Source organism: Pontibacter lucknowensis (genome assembly GCF_900156415.1).
GTDB lineage: Bacteria > Bacteroidota > Bacteroidia > Cytophagales > Hymenobacteraceae > Pontibacter > Pontibacter lucknowensis.
On the sequence record NZ_FTNM01000003.1, the window covers coordinates 218,157 to 243,811 of the forward strand.

The window sequence follows — 25,655 nt, forward strand, 5'->3', positions numbered from 1 at the left end:
GGATTGTAAAACATTACCCATGATCCAGATTTCTCCCGATGGTCGAAATGACATCAAATGCTTCAGGTAAATTGAACGCTGATCCGGGTTTCTTAATCCGAATCAGCTGTTATCCTTTCAGGATCTTGGTGGCTCGTAACGGGGGATTGGGAAATCCGAAAGGGTAATCCAGGAGTGATTCGGGCAATGTGTTGTAGGAATAAGGCAGCTTACCAGTTAAACTAAACTTCATTTAACCGAAGCCGCTAAAGTCCTCGAAAAGTCTCTTTACTTCGTTGATTTCGTGGCAGCCGTAGAGTTCTGCTCACAATAATCTCTCAGATACTGTGCAGCTTCTTTCAGGCCTAGTTGCTCGGCCTTTACCCAGTCTTCGCAGGCGCCGCTTTTGTCTCCGCTGGTATATCGGGGGGCTCCCCGGTTGTAATAAGCTTCGGCGTAGTCGGGTTGCAGGGTGATGGCGCGGCCATAGTCGATGATGGCGCTGCGGTAGTCTTTAAGGGCGTAGCGTACCAGACCACGGTTGTTGTAGGTGCGGGCCTGCAACTGATCAATCGAAACAGCTGTGTTGAAATCAACCAGCGCGCCTTTGTAGTCCTGCAGATTATATTTCGAGAGGCCACGGCTTACCCAGGCTTCTACGTGTGTAGGATCCAGCGCCAGGGCTTTGTCAAAGTCAGCAATGGCACCGCGGTAGTCCAGTATGCGGTCGCGGGCGATGCCGCGGTTCGTCATCGTGACGATGTGCTCGGGCTCCTGCTTCAGCACTTCGCTGTATTCCTTAATGGCTTCGGTATACTTGCCTGACTTAAATTTTTGGTTACCTGCGTTAAAGTGCTGCAGCGCCGTCTTCTGCGGGGCAGGCTGTGTGGCGGCCTTCTGCGAAAAAGCCGGTAAAGCGAAAAGTACAGGTATAATGAGCAGTAAAATTGTTTTCATGCAGTAGGGGTTACCTCATGTTATGATGCGCAAAATACAATAGTTCAGCCCAATAAGGAACAGGTAGGCTGTTTTTTGTAATGATTCTTAGTATTGTGCGAGCGTAGCCTTTGCATAGTACTAATTAACAGACACATGGCACTGTTACAGAAGTGGTTTTGTGAAGTTGGGATTATCGTTTAATTTTGCTCAGCATTTAAAAAAGAGAAACTATGGCATCAAAATACGATTTGGTAGTGCTGGGTAGTGGCCCAGGTGGATATGTGGCGGCCATCCGAGCGTCGCAACTGGGTTTGAAAGTAGGTGTGATCGAGCGCGAGTCGCTGGGCGGCATCTGCTTGAACTGGGGCTGTATCCCGACAAAAGCACTGCTCAAGAGCGCGAACGTATTCGAATACATCAACCATGCGTCTGACTACGGTATTACCATCGGTGAGGCGTCTGTAGATTTCAACGCCGTGATCAAGCGTAGCCGCGGTGTAGCCGACGGCATGAGCAAGGGCATCCAGTTCCTGTTCCGCAAAAACAAGATCGACGCCATCATGGGTAACGGTAAAGTAGTAGCCAAAGGCAAGGTAGAAGTGACCGATGCCGACGGCAATACAAATACCGTAGAGGCCGATCACATCATCCTGGCAACAGGTGCCCGCTCACGCGAGCTGCCTAACCTGCCAATCGACGGCAAGAAGATCATCGGCTACCGTCAGGCGATGGCCCTTGATAAGCAGCCTGAGAGCATGGTAGTGGTAGGTTCCGGCGCCATCGGCGTGGAGTTCGCTTACTTCTACAATGCCATGGGCACGAAAGTGACCATCGTGGAGTACATGCCGAACATTGTGCCGGTAGAAGACGAAGAGGTATCGCGTCAGCTTTCCAAGTCTTTCCGCAAGTCAGGCATCGACATCATGACAGAGTCTTCTGTAGAAGCTGTTGACACGAGCGGAGACCTGTGCAAAGTGACTGTGAAGACGGCTAAAGGCGAGCAGACACTGGAAGCTGAGGTTGTGCTTTCGGCGGTAGGTATACAGACCAACCTCGAAAACATCGGTATCGAAGAGCTAGGCATAAAAGTAGACAAGGGCCGTGTGGTGGTAGACGAGTACTACAAAACAAACGTGGATGGCATCTACGCGATCGGTGACATCGTGCCGGGCCCTGCGCTGGCGCACGTAGCGTCTGCCGAAGGTATCATTTGCGTGGAGGCTATCACAGGTCACGACCCGGAGCCACTGAACTACGGTAACATCCCGGGCTGTACGTACTGCTCTCCTGAGATCGCTTCGGTGGGTCTGACAGAGAAAGCTGCCCGCGAGCAAGGATTAGAGGTGAAAGTGGGTAAGTTCCCATTCTCAGCTTCTGGTAAGGCAAGCGCCGCCGGTGCGAAAGACGGTTTCGTGAAGGTGATCTTCGACGCGAAATATGGCGAGTTCCTGGGTGCCCACATGATCGGTGCCAATGTAACCGAGATGATTGCTGAGGTAGTGGTAGCCCGTAAACTGGAGACAACCGGCCATGAGATCATCAAGTCGGTGCACCCGCACCCAACCATGAGCGAAGCCGTGATGGAAGCTGCCGCAGCTGCTTACGACGAAGTAATTCACCTCTAAGCATCATCTGCTACAGGTATAGGAAAGGCCTGGCCGCATTTTCGGCCAGGCCTTTCTGTTTTTGATAGAATTAAGTCGCAAACCCAGCGTCTTTGAGCGAAGTATATTTTTTGTTATATATCGAAAGAAGACAATTTTCCAGTACTTTTTATCTAAATTGCAAGCTTAGCAGGGGGTGTACGGCAGGTGCATTGCCGTCTTCGGCCATATAATACGTGTTTATACATGATTAAGTATAAATACTTAAATAGTCGTTGGCTGTCTGAACTTATAACCTCATGATTACATTTTAATAAGTATCGCGATTCACTCTCTGTGCCTTTTGCCCCTACGTGTGAGTTCTAATTTTTCACACATCATCCTAAAACTATGAAGCTGCAAAGCAAAGTCAAGTTTGTCAACAAAGACAAAAGTCTATTCTTTCCTACCCTCCGGAAACGTGTAGACGCCTATTTTACAGAGAACAACATTCCAAAAACTGCCAATACCGCCATGATTGTGAAGAGTGTGGTGCTGTTGCTAATTTACTTGCTCCCTTTCGTGTTGCTGCTGGCAATTCAGCCTGCTTTTCCGCTTAGTCTGCTACTGTGGTTTATGATGGGCCTAGGAGTGGCAGGTATAGGTATGAGCGTGATGCACGATGCTAACCACGGGGCCTTCTCCAACAGCAAGCGGGTTAACGATCTGATGGGCCATACCCTGAACCTGGTGGGTGGTTCGGCTTTTAACTGGAAACTGCAGCACAACATCCTGCACCATACCTACACCAACGTGGTGGAGATGGACGAGGACATTCAGGACAGGCTGGTGCTACGCTTCAACCCTCACTCCAAGGTAAAGTTTTTCCATAAGCTGCAATGGGTATACGCCTTTGTGTTTTATGGTCTGCTCACGCTCTATTGGGTGGTGGCAAAAGACTTCGTGCAATATGCCCTCTTCAAGAAGAATGGTGTGAATAACAATACAGCAGCCGAGAACAGAAACTGGTTTATGAAACTGGTAGCTATGAAAGCTACTTACTTTTTCATCGTACTCGCTGTGCCGACGCTTTTCTTTGGAATTCCGTTTTTGCAGGTGCTGCTTGGGTTTTTAGTGATGCACTTTGTTGCAGGTATCGTGCTGACGGTCGTGTTCCAGTTGGCGCATACGGTGGAGGGTACGAGTCACCCGAGGCCAGACGAGCATGGTGTAATCGAAAATGACTGGGCGATACACCAGATGAACACCACTGTTAACTTCTCGCGTCATAATAAGATCCTTTCCTGGTATGTGGGCGGCCTGAACTTCCAGATCGAGCACCACCTGTTTCCGCGCGTTTGCCATGTGCACTACCCGGCTATTGCAGACATCGTGAAAGAAACGGCAGCTGAGTTTGGTGTTCCTTACCTGGAGAATGAAACGTTTGGGCAAGCCGTCCGTTCGCACATCGCCACGTTGCACCGCTTCGGGAGATTGCCAAATATGAATGAGGCCATCGGTTAAAAAATCAAATAAGCAGCAAGCGCTTATAGTATCCTGTTTCACCTCTATATTTGCAGCCTCTTTGTGTAGCGATGCACTTTGGGTTTGATTTGAAAGCTTTCCCATTCGGATTTATGAGTGGATGCAACTAACATTTAACTAAGGGTGTGTAAAACACATAACCTGCTAAACCGTTAAATAGCTTTCAGAGTGTGAGTAGTTTATAAGAATATCAAGTAGATTAAATGAAGCTTAAAGGCAAAGTAAAATTCGTTAACAAAGACAAAAATTTGTTTTTCCCGACGCTCCGCAAACGTGTGGACGCGTATTTCTCAGAAAATAACCTACCCAAATCAGGTAATTCCCGCTTACTTATCAAAAGCATCATCCTGATGCTGCTCTATGTAGTGCCCTTTGCGGTTCTGCTTACTTTCACACCGCATGTGGCTATCAGCTTAGTGCTATGGCTGGTGATGGGTGTAGGTGTGGCTGGTGTGGCCATGAGTGTGATGCACGATGCCAACCATGGCGCTTTTTCCAAGAACAAGACCATGAACTACCTGATGGCGCACTCCGTGAACCTGCTCGGTGCCTCGGCTTTTAACTGGAAGCTGCAGCACAACATCCTGCACCATACTTACACCAATGTGGTAGAGATGGACGAGGATATCGACGATATGGTGTTCATGCGTTTCTCGCCTCACACCAAAGTGCGCTTTTACCACAAACTGCAGTGGGTATACGCCTTCTTTTTCTATGGTCTGCTCACGCTTTACTGGGTTATCATAAAGGATTTCGTACAGTTCTTCAAGTACATCAAAAGCGGTGTGAACGCTAATTCCAAATCAGACAACACGGTTGCTTTTTCTAAGATTATAGCTTTTAAACTGTTTTATTTCTTCTCGATTTTGGTGGCACCGACACTTATTTTCGGTATACCTTTATGGGAAGTGTTGCTCGGATTTTTCCTGATGCACTTTGTGGCGGGCATGATTCTTTCCACTGTGTTCCAATTGGCGCATACGGTGGAGGGTACCCACCATCCGCTGCCAAGTGAGACTGGTGTGATCGAAAACGACTGGGCCATTCATCAGCTGAGCACCACCGCTAATTTCGCACGCAAAAGCAAGTGGCTCTCGTGGTATGTGGGCGGCCTGAATTTCCAGATCGAGCACCATCTGTTTCCGCGTATCAGCCATGTGCATTACCCGGCCATCGCGGAAATCGTGAAGCAAACTGCATCCGAGTTTAACCTCACTTATATCGAGAGCAAAACCTTTTTGCAGGCTGTTCGCTCGCACCTGAACACCCTTCATCGATTCGGACGGCTGCGTCTGCCAAACCTGAACGAGGTGATGGCGTAGCTTTTGACAAAAGACCTTTTGAAATAATGATTTAAGAGCGGCGGGAAGCGATTTTCGCCGTTTTTTGTTGCTTACAGGTATAGCGGCTTGCGCTCGTTCAGTATACCTTTGCAGGAGATAAGTGGCGGGACAAAACGAACTTACCGTGCATGGGACTTTAGCCGTTATTTAGAATACGGCAGGGCATCACGCTAAAATTTTGAGTCCTTCGTCAAGAAAACCATTGCCGCTATGACATTCAAAGACCTAAACCTGATCAACCCCATCCTGCAGGCGCTGGAAGAGGAAGGCTACACCCAGCCAACACCTATACAGACGCAGGCTATGCCGGAAGTGCTGCAGGGCCGCGACCTATTGGCTACGGCCCAGACAGGCACAGGTAAGACGGCGGCCTTCGCCCTGCCTGTTCTGCAGCTCCTGCACGGGCAGGCTATACCTGAGCCACGGGTTATACGCGCGGTGGTGCTTACGCCTACCCGCGAGTTGGCCAGTCAAGTAGGCGACAGTTTTGCAGCTTATGGCAGGTATACAGGACTGAAGCATCTGGTGGTATATGGTGGCGTGCCCTACAAGGTGCAGACGGAGGCGCTGCAAGCAGTTATAGATATCCTCGTTGCCACGCCTGGTCGTTTGCTCGACCTGCTGGAGCAGGGTTTCATTGACTTGCAACAGGTACGGCTATTGGTGCTCGACGAGGCCGATCGCATGCTGGACATGGGCTTTCTGCAGGATATCCGACGTGTGCTGCAGGCTATACCTGAGCAGCGGCAGACACTGTTCTTTTCCGCAACCATGGCGCCTGAAGTAAGTAAGCTTGCCAAAAAAATATTGACGGAGCCGGTGAGCGTAGAGGTAAGTCCAATTTCCTCCTCGGCAGTTACGATCCGGCAGGAGTTGTACTATGTAAGGAAAGTCAACAAAACACCTTTGCTGCTGCACCTCTTACAGCATGCAGGGATAGACCGCACGCTGGTGTTTATGCGCACCAAAGAGGGGGCCGACAAACTGGCCAAGGAACTCAGTGCCGCAGGTATAGCCGCTGAAGCTATCCATGCAGACCGTGCCCAGCGCGACCGGGAGCGTGTGCTGGAAAGCTTTAAAAAATACGAAACAAAAGTACTGGTCGCAACCGACGTGGCTGCTCGGGGCATCGATGTGGAGGAACTCTCGCACGTCATCAACTACGAGCTGCCCTTTGAGCCTGAAACCTACGTGCACCGCATTGGCCGCACCGGCAGGGCAGGGGCTGCAGGTATAGCCATCACCTTCTGCGGCGCCAGCGAAACGCCTCTGCTGATCGCCATCCAGAACCTCACCGGCAAGGCTATACCTGTGGTGGACCAGCACCCATACCCGCTCACAGCGCAGGATTTTATGGAAGCAGCGGCATCTTCGTCAGCCAAAAATGACAAGCGCAAAGGTTCAGGCAAAGGAGGCAAAGGAAAACGGGGGAGGAGGTAAGCTTAGAACTCACAGTGTCTTCCAGACCTGTGAGTGTCAGAAGAGCTGCTGCAGAAACTCACGTGCTATAACACGAGTGGGCAAAAGCCAGGTGAGAACGCAAGATAAGTGTTGTTAGAGGGTAGGTGGAGCTATAAACCTGAACACAAAACGGCTATCGGTATATCCGATAGCCGTTTTATCCTTTAAGACAGGTATGCTATACCCTACCGCTGCAACTGCTCCCGGTTTTCGCGGTTATCCCGATTTCGTTTACGTTCCTTCTTTTTATCTTTCTTACGGCCAATGGCACCACCGGCCACTGTGCCGGCCGCACCGCCAATTACGGCACCTGATGTGCCACCTACCGCAGCGCCTGTAGCTGCACCAGCCGTGCCGCCTATCACGGCGCCTTTCTTTTTACTGCTCCAGTTATCGGAACCAGCACAACCACCTAGTAGAAATGCTGATAATATGGCAAATGAAAATATTCTTATGTGTTTCATAACTAGTTGAATTTAAGCGAGTATTATACGCTTTTTATTGAGTCATTGTTTGTGGTGTGCACAAAATCAGTGCAATTTCAGATTGTCATAGCGGTGCAATTGTGCTAAGATGGAAAGAGGAGTGATGGTATTTGAAAGAAATTTCAGCGATTAGTCTGCACAAAAGCGGCGTCTGTGCAGTATATTGGTCTGAGCAATTTCTATCTCTGATTTTCCATGACCGACATAGCCATTACGCCCTGTACACTTGCCGACCTGACCGAATTGCGGGACATAGCCGTAGAAGCTTACAACGACCACTATACTTACCTCTGGCACGACGGAGGCGCCTGGTATGTGGAGCGCTGCTTTACAGAGGAGGCCCTGCGCGATGACATGGCCGATCCCAATGCCGCCTATTTCCTTATCCAATACAAGGACGAACCGGTTGGGTTTATGAAGTTCAACAAAGACAAGGCACTGGAAGGCTACACGGATGCCGAATGCCTTGAGCTCGAACGGCTATACCTGGTAGATCGTGCCTCCGGTATAGGCATAGGTAAGTGGGCGGTGGATTTTGCAGTGCAGTATGCGCTGGAAAGCAATAAGAGCGTAATCTGGCTCAAAGCCATGGACAGCAGTCGCTCCGTTGACTTCTATGAACAGAACGGTTTTGTGAGATGGAGCACCGACGAGCTCGACTTTGAGCAGATGAAGGAAATATACCGCGGCATGGTCGTGATGAAAAGAGATATTGCCTGAAGTGATTCTCTTTATACCTTTGAGTTCGACAAAGCCGCTCCACCACATGAAGCTTCGCCTCTTATTTGCCTTCTGCTTATTCACACTCGTAGCCTGCAACCAAAAAGAGGAAGAGCAGTACGAGCGGATCGATCAGGAAGTCGCAGTATCTGACCCAAACAGCTGGGTGAAAGCCGACCTGCAGTGCGAGGAGATCCAAAGCGCTGACGAGGACAACCCACTAGCGGTGGTATACCTGAGCCAGGTGGAGATGCAGTACGTGCTTGACACGGTGTATACCTGCTCCGTCATCGCTCCGCAGATGTATACCTCATTCGGGGTGCCGCGCCAGGCGCTGTCAGCCTGTGGCGGCTGGTGGGCCGGACGAGGCAACTTCTACTATACCCTGCATGAAGGTGACAGCATCACGGTCATGCATGCCCAACCCGTGCAAAGCGACACCGTGGACTTCCAGTACAGCTTGCTGCGCCGCTTGCCTGTTTCACACACTACTGCCGACCTAGTCGAAGATACTTACATGCCTTAAGCAGCTTGCTGCACGGCATGTTGCTTCGTTCGGCTCACCAGATACACCCCGGCAAAGATCAGGAGCGCGTAGAATGCCTTTTCCAGCGTGAATACGTCTTTCCCCACCGCAACCGCGATTAAGATAGCCATGACCGGCTGCAGGTAAATGTAGGCGCCTACGAGCGAGGGGTTGGCGTAGCGTAGCGCCCAGGTATTGAGCAGGTAAGCGATGATGGTAACGGCAAACACCATGAACAGAATAGCCAGCCAGATCGACATTGGAAAAGCGCTGTAGTCAGGACTAAGCAACTGCTGCCAGCCGAACGGAATCACCAGCACGGCTCCCACGGTGAAAATGCGGCTCACAATCGTGATGGCCTGGTACCGCTGCATGAGTGGCTTCACCAGCACCAGGTATAGGCCAAAGGAAGTAGCGTTCAGAATGATAAGCAGGTCACCCCACATGTTGCCTGTAGCCTGCTCTCCACGGGAGGTATAGATGAGCAGAAAAGCACCCGCACAGGCCAGGGCTATACCTGAAACCTTGCGCCTCCCGATACGCTCCCGCAGCAGCAGGGCCGAAAACACAAGCACCACCACCGGCACGATCACCATCAGAAGCGCCGCATTGATAGGAGCGGTAAGGTTCAAACCTGCGAAGAAGCACAGCTGGTTCACGGCCACACCTGTCACGCCACAGAGGATCACGCGGATATTATCGGCACGTCCCACAATTTTCTCTTTCACCACCAGCCGGGCAAATATGCCAAAGAACAGCGCCGCCGAAACCACCCGGATCAGAATCAGACCGAAAGGGCCGACATATTCCGGCATCACCTCTTTGGCGATGCTGTAATTACTACCATAGATCAGTGCCACCAGAAAAAGCGAGGCATGCACCTGTACCTGTTTATTCATGCTGCAAAATTACGTGCTTATTCGGTTTGTACCGTATAAGGAGAGGCAATTAAAACCAGTACGCTCAAACCACATTTTTGCATGAATCAAATGCCGCTTACGGTCCGCAGGGCCATCGAGGTAATGGGCCTCTTTTTTCTGGGCTGGATCATTGTGCTGGGCCGCGACCTGCTCGCCCCACTGCTGGTCGCTTTCTTTATCAGCATCATGTTGCTGCCCATTTATCGCTTCTTTAAACAGCGAAACTTCCCCGATGCCGTGGCCATCGGTATCAGTCTGCTCACGCTGATCGTTGTGCTGGGGGGCATCATCTGGTTCTTTTCTTCCCAGATGCGGGTGCTGATAGAGGACTTCCCGATGATCCAGAAAAACGTGATGAAACACCTGACCGCCCTGAGTGAGTGGATCGGCAGCAAAACGCCTTTTTCGACAGCAGAGCAGACCAGTTTCATAAAAGAGCAGAGCAACAACCTGCTCACCTATGCGGGTAACCTGCTGGGCGGTGTGGCTGGTGGCGTGACAGGTACGGTGGTGTTCATTGGTCTGCTGCCCATCTACATCTTCCTGCTGCTGTTCTACAAAAACCTGTTGTTGCGCTTCGTGTTCCTCTGGTTCCCGCGTGAGCGGCACGAGAAGGTGGAGGAAACGCTGAGCGAAATGCAGGTCATCATCAAAAGCTACCTGTTCGGACTACTCATACAGATCACCTACATGACCGTGCTGCTAGGTGGTCTCCTCATGATCATCGGGATCAAACACGCCCTGCTGATCGGGGTGATCTTCGCCTTTCTGAACCTGATACCTTACGTGGGAGCACTGCTGGGCAACATCATTGGGGTGCTGCTCACACTGGCATCATCAGAGGAACTGTGGCCGGTGCTGGCTGTGCTGGGAACGATTGCGGCGGTACAGTTTCTGGACAACAACATCCTGATGCCCCGCATTGTGGGCTCCAAGGTAAAGATCAATGCATTGGCCACCATTGTGGGTGTGATCGTGGGTGGGGAGATCGCAGGTATAACCGGTATGTTTCTGTCGCTGCCCATTATTGCCATGCTCAAAGTGGTGTTCGATCGTACCGACCAGTTTAAGCAGTGGGGTGTGCTCTTCGGGGACGAGCGGCCGGGCTTGAGTCCCATGGCTATACCTGTGCTGCGTTGGGACACCAAAGCCGTCCGGCGTAAACTGGAGGAGGAAAACGACATAGAGCCGCCGCACGAAGGGGAAGAGGAGAAGCGAAAAGACTAAGGTATAGCCCATGTAGCGGTAAAATGGTGGATCGACAGGCGGCCACAGGTATAGCGCATATTTTATACCTTCCTGCTTTGCCTTCTAATTCGTAACTTTGTTTAGACCGAATCCTGAGAAAGATAAGAGCAGATGAATCACCCGAACATACCTTTGGCCGAGCGCCTGCGGCCGCACAACCTCGATCAATATTACGGACAAAAGCACCTGGTAGGGCCAGACGGCATCCTGCGGCGCTACATTGAGGGCGGCGTGATACCGAGCATGATTCTGTGGGGACCTCCGGGCGTGGGCAAAACTACCCTGGCCAACATCATCGCCAACCAGATGAAGGTGCCTTTCGTGGCCCTGAGTGCCATTAACTCTGGTGTGAAGGACATCCGCGAAGTGATCGATCAGGCCAAAAAGCGGCAGGGCACAGTGCTGTTCATAGACGAGATTCATCGCTTTAATAAATCCCAGCAGGACGCTTTGCTGGGGGCTGTAGAGAAAGGCACAGTGACTTTGGTGGGCGCCACGACCGAGAATCCGTCTTTCGAGGTGATATCGGCCTTGCTGTCGCGCTGCCAGGTATACATTCTCAAGCACCTCACCAAAGACGAACTGATCGAGCTGGTGGACAAGGCCCTGGAGCAGGACGAATGGATGCGCCACCGCAAGGTGCGAATAGAAGAGTACGAGGCACTGCTGACCATATCAGGCGGTGATGCCCGCAAATTGCTCAACCTGCTCGAGATCGTGGCTGAAGGTATAAAAGCCGACGAAGTAGTGGTGACCAATGATTTGGTGAAGCAGGTAGCCCAACAGAACATCGTGATGTACGACAAGTCCGGAGAGATGCACTACGACCTGGTGTCGGCTTTCATCAAGTCCATCCGCGGCTCTGACCCCAACGCCGCCGTTTACTGGCTGGCCCGCATGATAGAAGGAGGCGAAGATCCCAAGTTTATCGCCCGCCGTTTGCTGATCGCCGCTTCGGAGGACATCGGTCTGGCGAATGCCAACGCACTGCTCATGGCGACCAACTGCTTTCAGGCGGTGCAGATGATCGGGTATCCGGAGGCGGAGATCATTCTTTCGCAGTGCACCATCTACCTGGCCACCTCACCCAAGAGCAACGCCTCCTACAAAGCCATCAAGCAGGCCCGACAGCTGGTGCAGCAAACCGGCAATCTGCCAGTGCCGCTGCACATCCGCAACGCCCCGACCAAGCTGATGAAAGAGATCGGCTACGGCAACAACTACAAATACGCCCACGACTACGAAGGCAACTTCGTGCAGCAGGAGTTCATGCCGCAGGAGCTCAGCAACACCGCCCTCTACCAGCCCGGCAACAACACCCGCGAGCGCGAAATGCTCAAGCAACTGCAGGCGCAGTGGGGGAAGAAATATCGATATTAGTCCGTTTGGGAGTTTGAGGGTTTAGGAGGTATAAAGGGATGAACACCACGCTCGCTTCCCAGTGCTGTCAACTTAAGCTTTTTTGTCATTTCGACCGAAGGGAGAAATCTGAAGTATTGCTTAGGCTTTGAGAGATCCAGATCTCTTCTTTAGTCGAGATGACAGGTTAGAAGCGATATTCCTTAAGCTGACGGCATTGGGTTGCGACTTGTCCAATTGCGTACTGGCAATCATGCGGGAAATACTGCCAACTAGTGTATAAACAACAATCATCAACCAGCAATCAACAACTCAACCATTCAACCATAAACAATCCAACAATTAGGTTAGTCTATGAAATGGACCGATTGGTCGAGATTGCTGTTTGTTGGGGACTAGTATTGAACTTTAAGCGCTATTTTTGTTTATTGTATGCAGGGACCTGTATTTCCCGGTACTTAAAAACAGAACCTAAACATTAAATAGAACCTATGCTGAATTTCCTCAGATATGTGCTGGCTACCATTCTTGGCCTGTTCATATTCTTCTTCCTGGGCTTGCTGATCATGGTAGGCATCATTGCGGCATCAGCTTCCAAAGGCGATGTCACCGTAACCGAAAACTCGGTTCTGGAGCTCAAGCTTGATAAGTCTATTGTAGAGCGTGAGCAGGAGAATCCCTTTGGCGATTTCTCTATCGGCTTCTTTTCGATGAACAGCAATGATGGTCTTGATCAGATCAAAGCCTCTATTCGTCGCGCCAAAACAGATGATAACGTAAAAGGCATCTTCCTGAATATGCGCTTTGTGGATGCCGGTATGGGCAAACTGGAAGAGATACGCAACGAACTGATTGACTTCAAAGAGTCTGGAAAGTTCATCGTGTCCTATGGCGACATGACCAACGAGAAGGCTTATTACCTGTCTTCTGTAGCTGATAAAATTTACCTGAACCCGATGGGTACACTGGAGTTCAACGGCATCAGCTCTGAGGTGTTCTTCTTCAAAGGTACACTGGAGAAGCTGGACATTGAGCCGACTATCTTCAAAGTAGGTGAGTTCAAGAGTGCGGTAGAGCCTTTCTTCCTGGACAAGATGAGCGATGCTAACCGTGAGCAGATGACCTCGTTCCTGAACTCAATCAATGACTACCAATTGCGCAAAATTGCGGAGGCACGTGGCAAAACTTACGAGGAACTGAAAAAAGTGTCTGATGAAGTACTCGTTCGTGAAGCTGAAGATGCCAAAACCCATGGTCTGGCAACCGATATTGGTTACTATGACGAGGCCATCGACTACATGAAAGAGCAGATGGGTGTGGATAAAGACAAGAAACTGCAGCTGGTGAGTCTTGGTAAGTACAAGAAAGTGAAAGACACTGAGAAGAGCGGTTCTGCTAAAAACCGTATCGCTGTGATCTACGCCGAAGGCGACATTGTGGACGGTGAAGGCGGCGATGATGAAATTGGCAGCATGCGCTACGCTGAGGCTCTTCGTAATGCCCGCATGGACAAGAACGTGAAGGCTGTTGTACTGCGCATCAACTCACCGGGCGGTAGCGCACTGGCCTCTGACGTCATGTGGCGCGAGATTCAGGAGACCCGCAAGGTGAAGCCTGTCATCGCTTCTATGTCAGACATGGCTGCCTCTGGCGGTTACTACATGGCTATGGGCTGCGATACGATCGTGGCGCACCCGAACACTATCACAGGTAGCATCGGTGTGTTTGGCATCGTGCCGAATTTCGAGAACTTCTTCAAGAACAAGCTAGGCATCACAGTGGATCGTGTAAGCACAGGCAAACACTCTGACTTGCCGACTGTAACCCGCGCCATGACACCGTTTGAGAAAGAGATCGTGCAGCGTGAGATCAACAAAATCTATGAAGTGTTCACACAGAAAGCAGCCGACGGCCGCGGCATGTCGCAGGACCAGCTGAAGGAATTTGCTTCAGGCCGCGTGTGGTCAGGTATAGAAGCCAAAGAACGCAACCTGGTGGACGTGCATGGTGGTCTGGAAAAAGCCATCGAGATTGCCGCTGCCCGTGTAGGTATAGAAGATGACTATCGCATCAAAGAACTGCCGCGCCGTAAGACTTTCTTTGAAGAGATGTTCGGAGAAGCTGGTTCGCAGGTAAAAGAGCGTGCCGTAAAGGCCGAACTTGGTCAACTATACCCTGTGTACAAGATGTACAAGAAGGTAGAGAACATGCAGGGTATCCAGACCCGCATGCCATATGAACTGACAATCCAATAACAGCGATGGCAGGCTACTACCTGCTGTTGATAAAATACCCGGAAGCCCGCTGGTGTAAACCAGTGGGCTTTTTGTTTCAGGTCCAAGCCATTTTTTGCAAATTGCGGATGAGAACAAGGTAATAGCTTAAGGAAGCACATGACATAAGTCATTTATTCTATCAGATTAAATGAGCTATTTCGCAGACCAAAAACAAAGAACATAAAACGATGAACGATATGATGCAGCAATTACGAGAGTCCGCCTCTTACATACAGGACCAGACAGGCAACTTTCAACCGGAGTTTGGCATTATCCTGGGCACGGGCTTGGGCGCTTTGATCAAAGAGATTGAAATAGAGTATAGCCTCAACTACGCTGACATTCCGCACTTCCCGGTTTCAACGGTGGAGAGTCACTCAGGCCGACTGGCTTTCGGTAAGCTGGCCGGTCGTCGTGTGATTGTGATGCAGGGACGCTTCCATTACTACGAAGGCTATACCATGAACCAGGTGGTGCACCCGGTGCGTGTCATGAAACTGCTGGGCGTGCAGAAGCTTTTTATTTCCAATGCCAGTGGCGGTCTGAACCCTGCCTTCAACACCTCCGACCTGATGGTGATCACAGATCATATCAACCTGCAGCCATCTAACCCGCTGATCGGTCCGAACCTGGACGAACTGGGACCTCGCTTCCCGGACATGAGCGAAGTGTATGATGAGAAAATGGTACGCCAGGCCATGGTCATCGCTGAGGATGCCGGCTTCACGTTGCAGGAAGGCGTATACGCCAGTGTGCCAGGACCAATGCTGGAAACACTAGCTGAGTATAGCTACATCGCCCGCATCGGGGCTGATGCCGTAGGTATGTCCACCGTGCCGGAGGCCATTGCTGCCCGCCACATGGGCATGAAGATCTTCGGTATTTCGGTAATCACTGACATGGGTACACCGGATCGCATCAAGAAAGTGATCCTGGCGGATATTCTGGAAGCCGCCGCGATAGCTGAGCCACGCATGACCATGCTGATCAAAGAGCTGGTGCGTCAGCAGTAATAGCCGAGCACAGGTGCGACAGCACTTAAAAGAACAAGCAGGGGCGGTCAGATGGCTGCCCCTGCTTGTTTACAGTATTTTACATGGTCAGGTAGGCAATAGCGAGCAGCACTGCATTAAACAAGCCGTGCGATACGATTGCCCAGGTCAGGCTGAAGCGGAGACGGATGTAACCCCAGAAAAGGGCACCAATAAACTGCGGCACCACGAGTAAAGGTATAAGGGCGATGGGCAGGTGCAGGTTTTCATAGTTGGCCAGGTGCACCATGCCAAATACGATCGTGAAGGTATAAAACACCGTTGGGAAACGCTTTTCCCAGAGCCGCCTCAAATACCAGGCACGCATATCCGATAGTACCACCCATATGGCCAGCATCAGGGCCACAAGCCAGATCAGGGCGCTCAGGAGTGTGCTGATCTGCAGCATCTCGAGCAGGGTAGGGAGTATAAAAAAAATGATGGTCAGGAAAGCTACAAATAGCCGCATGCGGGTGTAGCGCAAGGGGGCACGAAAGAAGAATTCCTCAATGGCAGGACTGATCACGGCTACAGCCAATAGCACCAGCAGGGGGTTGTTTTCCTCCAGGAAACGGCCCATGCGATGACTCGCGAATGGGTTGTAACCCATCAGCTTGATCAGGCCAAATATGATGGCTGCTATACCCAGGCTCAGGATGAACTTGAGTACGAACAGTTGCAGCAGCGGCCTCCATACTTCCTCAGGCTTTTGGTGCAGCGCCTCCAGCTGTTTAGGGGCTTTCAGAAAACGCCAGAAGGCCAGTGCAGTTTCTTTTGGACGAGGGCTTGGGTTCTCTCTAACCCGGTCAGGAGGTAAAGGTGCTTCCATCGTTTGTTTTACTTCTCAATTACGACCGTTTTGCGGTTATAGGAGAGGTTTGTGAAGATGCCGATGCCTCCCTTCACTGAAGACACAATGCGCGAAGGCTGGGCAAATGGGTTTCCGTTGGCCCTGCGTGCATCCGAAATAGAGCTCAGGAAGTCGTAGTACTGCTTCTCGATGTGAAACAGCGACACGATCAATGTATCGCCCTCTTCGTAATCATAGCCTGACCCATAGGATACGCGCTGGCCATTGGTAAGCTGGTCACTGGATACGAAATCCCGCTGAGAGGAGTTGGACAGGCTGTCGCGGTGCACCATGTAGCGGTAATAGTTCGCGGCATCCGGGTCGTCCTGGTAAGAAGTGAGCAGATAGGCCTTGTTGCTTTCATTGAACTTCCACTCCACAGCCTCAATCGGAACCTGACCCATGACGGTGGTAGTGCCGGTCACGTGACGACCTTTCTTATCTTTGACCTCCAGCGTAAGCACATCACCGGGTTGCAGGTTGAGCTTCTCATTTTTGCGATGAGTATAGTACTTGCCCGTCGCCTTGTTTTGAATGGGGCTGAAAGGCAATTTGATCGTTCTGCCCTGGTGGGTGATGAACACTTCCGCATCGGGCACAAGCGGCAACTCGGGTTCGTTGAAGTAACTCACACTCTCCAGCACAACGGCCCGAAGGGACTTGCCGGGTTCCAGGTAGCATTCAACTACTAATTGTGATTCGTAAGGGGGCAACTTAATCTCCACTTCCTGCTCCATGTCACAGGATAGCAGCAAAAAGAGTAGGGGCAGCAACAAGGTATAGATCGCTCGTCTGGTCTTCATCAGAACTTGAAATTATAGGTAACAGAAGGTATAACCGGGAAGAGCGACACCTGCTTGGCCCGAAAACCGAGCGTTTCGTTGTCGTCTTCGTCCTTCACCTGCTCAAAATACACAAAGTATGGATTGCGACGGTTATAGGCGTTGTAGGCATTGAAGGTCAGGTCGGCCTCGCCACGTTTGGGCTTCAGCTTGAGTACCAGGCCCAGGTCCAGTCGGTGGAATGCATCCAGTCGGAAGCTGTTGCGGTCGCTGTACACAGGCACCACCGTAGCACTTTTGCCCTGCACATCCTGAAAGGCGAAGCGGGCTACAGGCAGTGAATAGGCGTTGCCGGTGCCATACACAAAAGCGCCGGTGAGGCTGATGCGCTTGCTCAACTCATGCAGCACCACCACACTCAGATCATGGCGGCGGTCGTAGCGGGTCGGGAAGCGGCGTCCCTCGTTGATGTCGTCGAACTGGCGGTAACTCCACGACAAGGTATAGCCTACCCAGCCGGTGGTGCGTCCTTTTATCTTTTCGAGGTATACCTCATTGCCGTAACTCTCGCCCTTGCCAAACAGAAACTCCGCCTCCAGGTTATCATTCACAAACAGATTGGCCCCGTCGCGGAAGTCGATCTGGCGGTGCATCCACTTATAGTACAGTTCGTTGGTAACCATGTAACGGCCACCGCCGAAGAGGTGGCTTATACCTGCGGCCACTTGTTGGGAGCGCTGCGGCTTTACGTAGTCATTGCTTGGATACCAGATGTCGGTTGGTAGCGATGCGCCGGAGTTGGCTACCAGGTGGATGTACTGCATCATGCTGGCATAGCTGGCCTTCAGAGAGGTGTTCTCGCTGAGGCTATACCTGGCAGAGGCACGTGGCTCAAAGGCACCATAAGTCTTGCCTCCACTGCTGAAGGCCGACACACGCAGGCCATAATTAAGTGAAAGCTGCGCATTTACCTGAAAGTCATCCGCCACATAAGCAGCGGCTTCCGTGGCTTCGTAATCATTGCCTGCACCAAAGCTGATGCGGTCATCGTCTGAGTCGAAGTTGAGGCGGCCGATCGTGAAGTTGTGCCGGGTGGCCATGGCACCGAATTGCAAGGTATGGCCTTTATCCAGGATCAGGCTGAAGTCGGTTTTGAGGGCAATATCACGGATATCAGAAGTCAGGTTAAAACTGAATACATCGATCTTATTGCTGACATTGTACTGGTAGCTGCTGCCCGAAAGCGTCGTGTTTACCTGGAAGCGCGGGTTGAACTTGTGCTGCCAGCGCAAAGCCCCTACCTTATTCCCCCAGTCGAAACCAAACTGAAAATCCGCGTCGTTAAACCCGAAGAAGTCGCGCCCAAAATAGCCGCTCAGAAACAGTTCGTCTTTCTCGCCCAGCTTGTAGTTAGCCTTGCCGTTGAGGTCGTAGAAGTAGTAGTCAGGTATAGGATTGAAGTCTTCTTTGCCTTCCTGTATCCGGTTGATCTGGCGGGTGAAGACATCAAAATAGGTACGGCGTCCGGAGAGAACAAACGAGGATTTATCTTTCACAATAGGGCCATCCACGGTCAGGCGTGAAGCAATCAGGCCGATGCCACCGGTTACGCCGATGCGCTCCTTATTTCCTTCACGCATTTTCACATCCACCACCGACGACAGTCTGCCACCAAACTGCGCCGGGAAGCCCCCTTTGTACAGCTCCACACTTTCAACCGCATCTGGGTTGAACACGGAGAAGAAACCAAACAAGTGGGAGGCGTTGTAGACGACGGCGTCATCGAGCAATACTAGGTTCTGGTCAGGACCGCCGCCGCGCACATACAGGCCTGAAGCTCCTTCGCCACCTGATTGCACACCAGGCTTCAGTTGCAGCGCCTTGATCAGGTCAACCTCGCCGAAGATGGCCGGCAGGAGCTTTGCCTCCCTTGTCGTCAGCGTCTCGACACTCATCTGGTTGGCATTGAGTTTCTGCTGGAGCGAATTGGCTTCGATCACGACCTCGCGCAACTGGCTGTTGGCTGGCAATAAAGCAAAATTGATGGTTAGGTCCCGGTCAGTGACCTCAATGGTGCGGGTAGCAGTTTCGTAGCCGATGTAAGTGGCCTGCAAGGTATGGCTGCCTTCGGGCAGTTGCAGGGTATAGAAACCACGGGCATCCGTTGCAGCACCGATACGAAGCTCGGGAACCGATACGGTAGCCCCTATCAGGGCATCTTCGCCGCCGGTGCCCCGAACGTAGCCACTAATGGTGTAGGTGCTCTGCGCAAACACATCAGGGGCAAGGAAACTGAGTAGACAAATAATGTATACAGCAAAAGCTGGTAAGCGCATCTAACTAAAATTAAAACCGGGAGCTTTGAGAATCAGGCACAAAGGTACACACAAATAACCTGATCCGCCCCAGAAAAACGCCCCTTATCGGATCGTCATTAGGAGAATATTTTTTAATGAAACAGCGCGATTTCCAAAATGTTCCTTTCGGGGGAGGGATTCTTAAGGCATGGTATCATTTAGCCAGGAGGCACGCAGGCGAAGCTGTCGCTCTGATGGAGAGGCAACCGGCTCTAGCAGGTGCAGTACTTCCCGTTTGACAGCGGTCACTTTTCCTGTGAGTTTTTTAGGTTTCACATTGCCCTTTGCGTCTTTGCGTCCTACGGTGATCTCTATTTTGCTGCCCGGCTTGGCCTGTTGCAGTTCTTCGCCTATGATGTCGCGGATGTTCATGGGCGTAATCTCTCTGCCGTTGAAAGCCAGCAGTTGGTCTCCTTCCCTGAATCCCATTTGCTGCCCGAATTCATCCATATCATCCGCCTCAGCCACCGTGATCTTGTCGGCTTCGCGGTCATAGCCTGGCACAAAACCCCCGTAGGAATTGACCAGCTGCACTGAAACAGGCTCGTATTTGACACCTACTTTGTTGAACAATTCTCCTAAAGGCAGCGGCTCACTGCCCTCCACATAGCGGGCGAAGAAGGTGCGCATCTCCGGGTAGGTGAGTTCGGCTATCTTGTCAAACAGCTCGTCGTCTTTGAAAGGGCGGCCTTTGCCGTAGGTTTTGGCCAGATCCTGCATCAGGTCTACCAGACCATACTTGCCATCTGACAGGTCGCGCAGCTGTATATCCAGCGCCATCCCGATCAAAGCTCCCTTCTGGTACACGTTGCCATACTGATTTTCGTACTCGTCCAGCACTTTGGCACTCATCTCCGTGAAAGGCAGGGTATCGTTAAAAGCCATGGAGTTGAAAATGTACTCCCGGATCTTCTGCATGAACTCGTCTACCGAAATCAGGCCTTCATGCACCTGCACATGCGAAGCAAAATACTCCGTAACACCCTCATACAGCCAGAGGTGCTTCGACATGCGGGGGTTGATGAAGTCAAAGTCGTGGATTTCTTCGGATTGAATGGATAGCGGTGTCACGATGTGAAAGAACTCGTGGGCGGCTACATCGCGCATGGTACTGTTGAAGCGCTCCTCCGGCATTTCTGGCAGGTAGTAAACGGAAGAGTTGGAGTGCTCCAATGCACCATAAGAACCTGACTTGCCCGGTCGCTCCGGCACATAGATCAGAAAGGCATACTTGTCGACTGGCAGGGTACCGCCAAGGTAGCTGCGCTGTGCTTCGAGTATGTCGCGGATGTTGTCGGCGATAGGCTTGGATGTCACCCGGCCGGTAGGGGAGTATACGGATACGAGCACCTCAGTCCCACCCAAATTCAGTACCGTCGTGTCAGGTTGATTATACATCAGCGGCGAGTCGGCCAGCTCTACGTAATTGGGCACAGTATAGGTGTCGGCAGTAGCTGTGCTGGACGTAGCCTGCAGTGCCGTGGAACCATAAAAACCGGCAGGTTTTGTAACAGTGAGTTCATAAGGTACCTGCTTTAGTCCGTCGAAATAACCCACGAAGCCAAACGGGTTGAGCAGAAAGTTCTTGTCTTCTTCGATGTTGGTGCCGCCCGGCTCAAACACCACATCCTGCCTTCTTTCGGCATCAAATGTATCGTCAACCCAATAGGTGATTCTGTCCAGGTTCTGGGCCTGTGTGATGCGCCAGCGGTTGGTGTCAATTCGCTCCACAGGCAGCGGCTTGCCCTGCTTGTCCAGCGCCTGAAACTCCGACACGAACTTGCCGAAGTCTGATACGGAGTAGGTGCCGGGCACGATCTTGGGCATGTTATAAATGGCCTCGCCCTGCTTGATGGCCGGTGGGCGCAGGCTTACCTGTACCTTATCACTTTTAACCTGAGTGAGGTCGATGGTAACGGCATAGCGAGGTTCAGGTGTCGACTGAGTGGCAACTGAGGAACAGCTGAAATGAAGGCTGAGCAGCAGGAGCAGGATTGTTTTGGTTAATTTCATGTTTGCGGACGCGAGTTAACAACCTAGTTAACGGTCACGGGCTGCTTTTGGGTTTGTACTTGCCTTTTCTCTAAAAAAGAATCGACGGAAAGGGGACCGGCACCGTTGAACAGGTAAAAGAAACCTGCAAAAATAAGCTCAGCTGCCGGATAGTACTGCGGAAAGGACTGCCCGATGTGTACGATCAAAATGGCAGCCGTGAAATTGATGATCAGCAACAGGCCCGCAATCCGCACACCCCAACCAAGCAGGAGCATCAGGCCAATCAGAAATTGGGTATAGACCGAAAGATGAGCGGCCACCAGCGGGTAGGGCACCCCATGTGACTGCAGAAAATCCCGGAACTCGAGCATACGCTCCCAACTAAACACGTTATCCTGTACGCCATAGATCAGAAAAACACCCATTGCAAAACGCAGGAACACCACCCCATAGGCTTTGTGACGACGAAAAAAAGTGAAAGCGTTCCTTGTCATAGGTTACCTGAGAGCACTGATGACTTTGTTTTTCTCATAATCGGAGCCAATGGTATTGGCTGCTTTCTCCACTTCCGCACGAAGATCTTTATTGTCGGCAGGTATAGCACTGGCAATGTTGCGTAGCACTTTGCCCTTTTCGTAGTCGGAGCTTATGCGGCTTACGACTGGCAGCAGCTCCTTGTACTGGGCCTGTGATAGTTTGTGGTTCTTTACAACAGCGTTGATGATTTTCGCCTTCTCGTAGTCTGATGAAAATTTATCGATGATGGAGAAGGCTGGCTTGTAGTGATACTGGATGAAGTCTGACTGTTTAGCCAGTTGCTGCAGTACTTTGGCTTTTTCGTAGTCAGAGGAGATTTTACCCGTCTGCTCCAGCGCCATGGCCATGCTCTCTTTGCTCAGATCCGGCGTCTCCAGCAAATGCAGAAGAGCTTTGCGTCGCTCGTAGTCTGAATTGATTTTGCCGCTCACCTGCAGGTAGCTGCTTACCACGTCCTTGTTTTTCAGGTGTGCGGCTGCTACGGTACCCAATGCTTTGCGGCGTTCATAGTCAGAAGTCACGTGCTTGTCTACAAACTGGAGCGACTGTTTCACATCGGCAGACTTCAGGTCAGCCTGCTGGTACAGGTGATGCACGAAGCGCATCTTCGCATGTTCACTGCCTGCTTTTTCCGCCTCAGCGAGTACTCCTTTCGCGCCTGCTTTACTATAAAGGTCGTTCACCAGCTCGGCTATACCTATACCTGTGTTGGCCATCAGGTCAGGCATTATCTGCTGCAGCCACTCTCTGCCTGCCGGCTCGTAGGCTACCTTCTTGCCGTTCTCTGAGTAAGTGCGGGTCAGGTTGCCGTTCGCATCGCTGGTAATCTCGAGCCGCTTGGTGTCGTCGTTAACCGAGCGCATGTACTTGAGGTAGCCGTTCGGGGAGATGCTTTTGATGTCTTTCAGGTCATCGGTGAGGGTGACAGTCCCTTGGCGCTTCAGCTCTTCCCGCTTGTTGTCATCCGTGTTGATGTATACCTGTTCTCCGTCCTTGCCGTCTTTGCCCTTTCCGCCTACCTGAATCCGGACATTGCTGTTTTTCTTCTTTGCCTTCACGGTGTCCTGCTGCATTATTTCCACACCGGTAATAAGGCGCAGACTGGTAGAGGCGGCAGGGCGCAGGTCAAGCATGCTCAGGACGCCAGCGGCAAGTGAAGCAAAAAAGATAGTAGATGGCTTTGTCATAGTTTTTATTTTTAATGATGCATTTTGTTGGGTAAAGGATGCTTCAGCGGGTATCTTTTTTTGATGACCCGCTGAAATTCACCTTCAATTAACAATACAAACACAAACTCAATTAAATTACTCCGTGCGCAGGGCCCTTATGGGGTCTGCCAGTGCTGCCTTCATGGCCTGATAACTGACTGTGGCTAACGCTATCGTCATGGCGGCTAATCCAGTTGTCACAAATACCCACCAGCTAATCTCGATGCGGTACGCAAAGTTTTGCAACCACTTATCCATGCTAAACCAGGCAATAGGTATAGCCATTACTATCGCAATAAGAACCAAGAGCGCAAAGCTTCTGGAGAGTAGTAGCACAATTTCTGACACCGATGATCCGAGCACAATCCTGATACCTATTTCCTTTGTGCGTTGCTCGGCCATGTAAGCTGACAACCCAAACAAACCCAGGCAGGCAATGACAATAGTCAGGATAGTGAAATATGTAAAGATGATCAGCATTTTCTCTTCGGCACGGTACTGCTGCTGAAAACTCTCGTCCAGAAACTGGTAATCCATCGGAAATGCGGGGAAGTGTTTCTTCCATACCTTATCCATATCCGCTAAGGTGGCAGAAAGATCAGCCTCGGTATTTACACGCGTCAGCAACCTCCCGAAGTGCGGCTCCAATCGGATAATGAGTGGCTCAATCTTGCTATGCAGTGATTTATAGTTGAAGTCTTTTACCACGCCGATCACTTTGCTGGTGAGCGTATCGTCGGGGAGTTTAATGCGTTTATCTAATGCATCTGTCCAGCCGAACTCTCTGGCAGCAGCTTCATTTATAAGGTAGCTGTGTGTTTCGTCGGAGCGAATTTCCCGTGAATACCCGCGCCCTTCGGCTAGCTTTATTCCCATCAGATCTATGTAGGAGTAATCCACGCCAATATGGTTAATTGTCCGCGTGACCATCTTGTGGTTAATCTCCACCTGAAAGTCAGAGACAAGGGCATCTTCACCTGGCAGTTGCTGGGCACTGGAGGTATAAGCAATTTGTGGTAACTCAAGCATCTCCTTCTTGAGGAGCGCCAGTTTTTCCTTCTGCCTCACCCAGCCGATAGATGGTATTTTAACAGAAATGACATGCTCTTTCTGAAAGCCAAGATGCACACCCTTTAAGTGTTGCATCTGGTTATACACCACTACAGTGCCTATAATCAGGATGAGGGATATGGTAAACTGCAGCACGACTAAAGCCTTGCGAAGCCTGGCGTTGCCGCTATTGGGGGTAGCATTTGCCTTGAGGGCTTCAACCGGCTTGTAGCCTGACAGGTATAAGGCCGGATATCCACCTGCCATAAAGCTTACAAAAATGACAATGCCGAGTATGAACAAGCCTACTTCGGGCTTCAGGATAAAGATGGTGTCAATACTTCTTTCGGTCAGGCTGTTGAACAACGGGAGTATTAACTCTACTATAGAGAGCGCCACTACAACAGCAATCAGGGTAAGCATGAAAGACTCAGCTAAAAACTGCTTGACCAGCTGACTGCGGCTGGCTCCGATTGTTTTGCGAAGGCCCACTTCCTTAGAGCGTTTGGCAGACCGTGCTGTGGCTAGATTAATGTAATTGATGGTTGCGATGAGCAGGATAAACACCGCTATGACACTGAAGATATAGATGTAGGTAATATTGCCTACATCTCCAACCGGATACTCCAGGTCTTTATCCAGGTAAGCGTCCGTAATGGGTTGAATGTTGTACCCGGTAACAGCGATACCATCCATCTGTTGGTTTGGCTTTGCTTTCCGGTTGTACAGTTCCGGCATTTTTGACGTTAACGCGCCCGCCTGCTCAGCTTTAAATAGTTTCAGATAGGTATAGCCACCCACCATCTGCCACTGGTTCAACATGTATTCTGTGTTGGTGTCAAAGTGTAATGGGAAGACAGCGTCGATCTGTAAGTGTGACGGCCGTGGGTGTGAGATTACCCCCGTCACCAGGAAAGTACTGGCGATATAAGTAAGTGGTTTGCCTAGTGCAGAGTCGGCACTGCCAAAATACTTTCGGGCCAACTCTTCGGTCACTACTACTGAAAATGGGTTTTGCAGGGCAGTAGCGGGATCGCCAGCTACAAAGGGAAAAGGCAGTACTTTGAAAAAATTACTGTCAGCGTAGGAAATGCCTACAGTAAGGGCATTTTCTTTTGAACGGAGCGAATTCTGGCCCATTTGCAGAAGAAACGTTGCCTGCTCTACCTCCGGATACTCCTCGGTCAGGGTTTGCGCGAGCGGACCATGGCTGAGTGCGGTTTTCTTAGCCTGTCCGTTCAGGCTCATATCACTCGTAACTCTATACAGCCTGTCAGCATCACTAAAACTCTGATCGTAGCTCAGTTCATGTTGCAGGAACAGGTAGATGAGTATGCAGGAAGCTATACCTACAGCCAAACCAATGATGTTGATGGCAGCATGTACCCTGTTTCGTGTTATGCTGCGCCAGGAGGTAAGCCAGTAATTCTTGAGCATAGATCTTTACCGCTTTAGTTACTC

The 25,655-nt window shown here is 51.0% G+C and carries 20 protein-coding genes; 10 read left to right on the forward strand and 10 right to left on the reverse strand.

All coding sequences use genetic code 11. From position 1 onward, the window contains the following. Positions 1 to 267: 267 nt before the first annotated feature. Complete coding sequence (locus BW972_RS11765) at positions 268 to 936, reverse strand: tetratricopeptide repeat protein (protein ID WP_007652976.1); 669 nt, start codon at positions 934 to 936, stop codon at positions 268 to 270. A 212-nt stretch (positions 937 to 1,148) separates the two neighbouring features. On the opposite strand from BW972_RS11765, the gene lpdA reads away from it, so the two are divergent. The 4 genes from lpdA to BW972_RS11785 all read left to right on the forward strand — a co-directional run bounded on the left by lpdA (position 1,149) and on the right by BW972_RS11785 (position 6,829). Continuing rightward, positions 1,149 to 2,543 (forward strand): dihydrolipoyl dehydrogenase, encoded by a 1,395-nt coding sequence (gene lpdA, locus BW972_RS11770; protein ID WP_007652975.1) that lies wholly within the window; start codon positions 1,149 to 1,151, stop codon positions 2,541 to 2,543. Positions 2,544 to 2,912: 369 nt separating this feature from the next. Next, positions 2,913 to 4,025, forward strand: a complete 1,113-nt coding sequence (locus BW972_RS11775) for a fatty acid desaturase family protein (RefSeq protein WP_076422285.1) — start codon at positions 2,913 to 2,915, stop codon at positions 4,023 to 4,025. Between the two features lie 224 nt (positions 4,026 to 4,249). After that, entirely contained in the window at positions 4,250 to 5,368 is a 1,119-nt protein-coding gene (locus tag BW972_RS11780; RefSeq protein WP_076422286.1) for a fatty acid desaturase family protein, read from the forward strand. A gap of 231 nt (positions 5,369 to 5,599) precedes the next feature. Then, positions 5,600 to 6,829, forward strand: a complete 1,230-nt coding sequence (locus BW972_RS11785; RefSeq protein WP_076422287.1) for a DEAD/DEAH box helicase — start codon at positions 5,600 to 5,602, stop codon at positions 6,827 to 6,829. 206 nt (positions 6,830 to 7,035) lie between these two features. On the opposite strand, the gene BW972_RS11790 is transcribed toward BW972_RS11785, so the two are convergent. After that, a complete protein-coding gene (locus BW972_RS11790) occupies positions 7,036 to 7,314 on the reverse strand; it encodes a glycine zipper domain-containing protein (RefSeq protein WP_076422288.1) in 279 nt (92 codons plus the stop codon). A 216-nt stretch (positions 7,315 to 7,530) separates the two neighbouring features. On the opposite strand from BW972_RS11790, the gene BW972_RS11795 reads away from it, so the two are divergent. Together BW972_RS11795 and BW972_RS11800 are read left to right on the forward strand one after the other, a co-directional pair. Further along, on the forward strand, positions 7,531 to 8,055 hold the full coding sequence (locus tag BW972_RS11795; RefSeq protein ID WP_076422289.1) for a GNAT family N-acetyltransferase: 525 nt from the start codon (positions 7,531 to 7,533) through the stop codon (positions 8,053 to 8,055). Positions 8,056 to 8,101: 46 nt separating this feature from the next. Beyond that, positions 8,102 to 8,581, forward strand: a complete 480-nt coding sequence (locus BW972_RS11800; protein ID WP_076422290.1) for a hypothetical protein — start codon at positions 8,102 to 8,104, stop codon at positions 8,579 to 8,581. On the opposite strand, the gene BW972_RS11805 is transcribed toward BW972_RS11800, so the two are convergent. Next, positions 8,578 to 9,480, reverse strand: a complete 903-nt coding sequence (locus tag BW972_RS11805; RefSeq protein ID WP_007654877.1) for a DMT family transporter — start codon at positions 9,478 to 9,480, stop codon at positions 8,578 to 8,580. The two genes, BW972_RS11800 and BW972_RS11805, sit on opposite strands and share 4 nt — an antisense overlap. 81 nt (positions 9,481 to 9,561) lie before the next feature. Between BW972_RS11805 and BW972_RS11810 the strand changes: the two genes are divergently transcribed. The 4 genes from BW972_RS11810 (at position 9,562) to BW972_RS11825 (ending at position 15,397) form a co-directional block, all read left to right on the forward strand. Then, on the forward strand, positions 9,562 to 10,728 hold the full coding sequence (locus tag BW972_RS11810) for an AI-2E family transporter (RefSeq protein ID WP_076422291.1): 1,167 nt from the start codon (positions 9,562 to 9,564) through the stop codon (positions 10,726 to 10,728). 132 nt (positions 10,729 to 10,860) lie between these two features. Next, positions 10,861 to 12,129 carry a replication-associated recombination protein A gene (locus tag BW972_RS11815; protein WP_007654882.1) on the forward strand — a complete coding sequence of 423 codons (1,269 nt, stop codon included), beginning with the start codon at positions 10,861 to 10,863 and terminating at the stop codon, positions 12,127 to 12,129. 470 nt (positions 12,130 to 12,599) lie between these two features. Continuing rightward, on the forward strand, positions 12,600 to 14,363 hold the full coding sequence (gene sppA / locus BW972_RS11820; protein ID WP_076422292.1) for a signal peptide peptidase SppA: 1,764 nt from the start codon (positions 12,600 to 12,602) through the stop codon (positions 14,361 to 14,363). A 218-nt stretch (positions 14,364 to 14,581) separates the two neighbouring features. After that, the gene (locus BW972_RS11825; RefSeq protein ID WP_076422462.1) at positions 14,582 to 15,397 is read left to right on the forward strand and encodes a purine-nucleoside phosphorylase; all 816 of its coding nucleotides are present in this window, start codon (positions 14,582 to 14,584) and stop codon (positions 15,395 to 15,397) included. A gap of 79 nt (positions 15,398 to 15,476) precedes the next feature. Here BW972_RS11825 and BW972_RS11830 read toward each other — a convergent pair whose 3' ends face one another. The 7 genes from BW972_RS11830 to BW972_RS11860 all read right to left on the reverse strand — a co-directional run bounded on the left by BW972_RS11830 (position 15,477) and on the right by BW972_RS11860 (position 25,631). Next, a complete protein-coding gene (locus BW972_RS11830) occupies positions 15,477 to 16,244 on the reverse strand; it encodes a CPBP family glutamic-type intramembrane protease (protein ID WP_076422293.1) in 768 nt (255 codons plus the stop codon). 8 nt (positions 16,245 to 16,252) lie between these two features. Further along, complete coding sequence (locus BW972_RS11835) at positions 16,253 to 17,068, reverse strand: DUF4249 domain-containing protein (protein WP_076422294.1); 816 nt, start codon at positions 17,066 to 17,068, stop codon at positions 16,253 to 16,255. Beyond that, on the reverse strand, positions 17,068 to 19,383 hold the full coding sequence (locus BW972_RS11840) for a TonB-dependent receptor (protein ID WP_076422295.1): 2,316 nt from the start codon (positions 19,381 to 19,383) through the stop codon (positions 17,068 to 17,070). The genes BW972_RS11835 and BW972_RS11840 overlap by 1 nt, the downstream gene beginning before the upstream one ends. Positions 19,384 to 19,545: 162 nt before the next feature. Continuing rightward, positions 19,546 to 21,417: a M61 family metallopeptidase gene (locus tag BW972_RS11845; protein WP_076422296.1), complete on the reverse strand. Its 1,872-nt coding sequence runs from the start codon at positions 21,415 to 21,417 to the stop codon at positions 19,546 to 19,548. Between the two features lie 23 nt (positions 21,418 to 21,440). Next, positions 21,441 to 21,893 (reverse strand): DoxX family protein, encoded by a 453-nt coding sequence (locus tag BW972_RS11850; RefSeq protein ID WP_076422297.1) that lies wholly within the window; start codon positions 21,891 to 21,893, stop codon positions 21,441 to 21,443. 3 nt (positions 21,894 to 21,896) lie between these two features. Continuing rightward, entirely contained in the window at positions 21,897 to 23,123 is a 1,227-nt protein-coding gene (locus BW972_RS11855) for a hypothetical protein (protein WP_076422298.1), read from the reverse strand. Between the two features lie 117 nt (positions 23,124 to 23,240). Further along, a complete protein-coding gene (locus BW972_RS11860; protein ID WP_076422299.1) occupies positions 23,241 to 25,631 on the reverse strand; it encodes an ABC transporter permease in 2,391 nt (796 codons plus the stop codon). Positions 25,632 to 25,655: the final 24 nt, after the last annotated feature.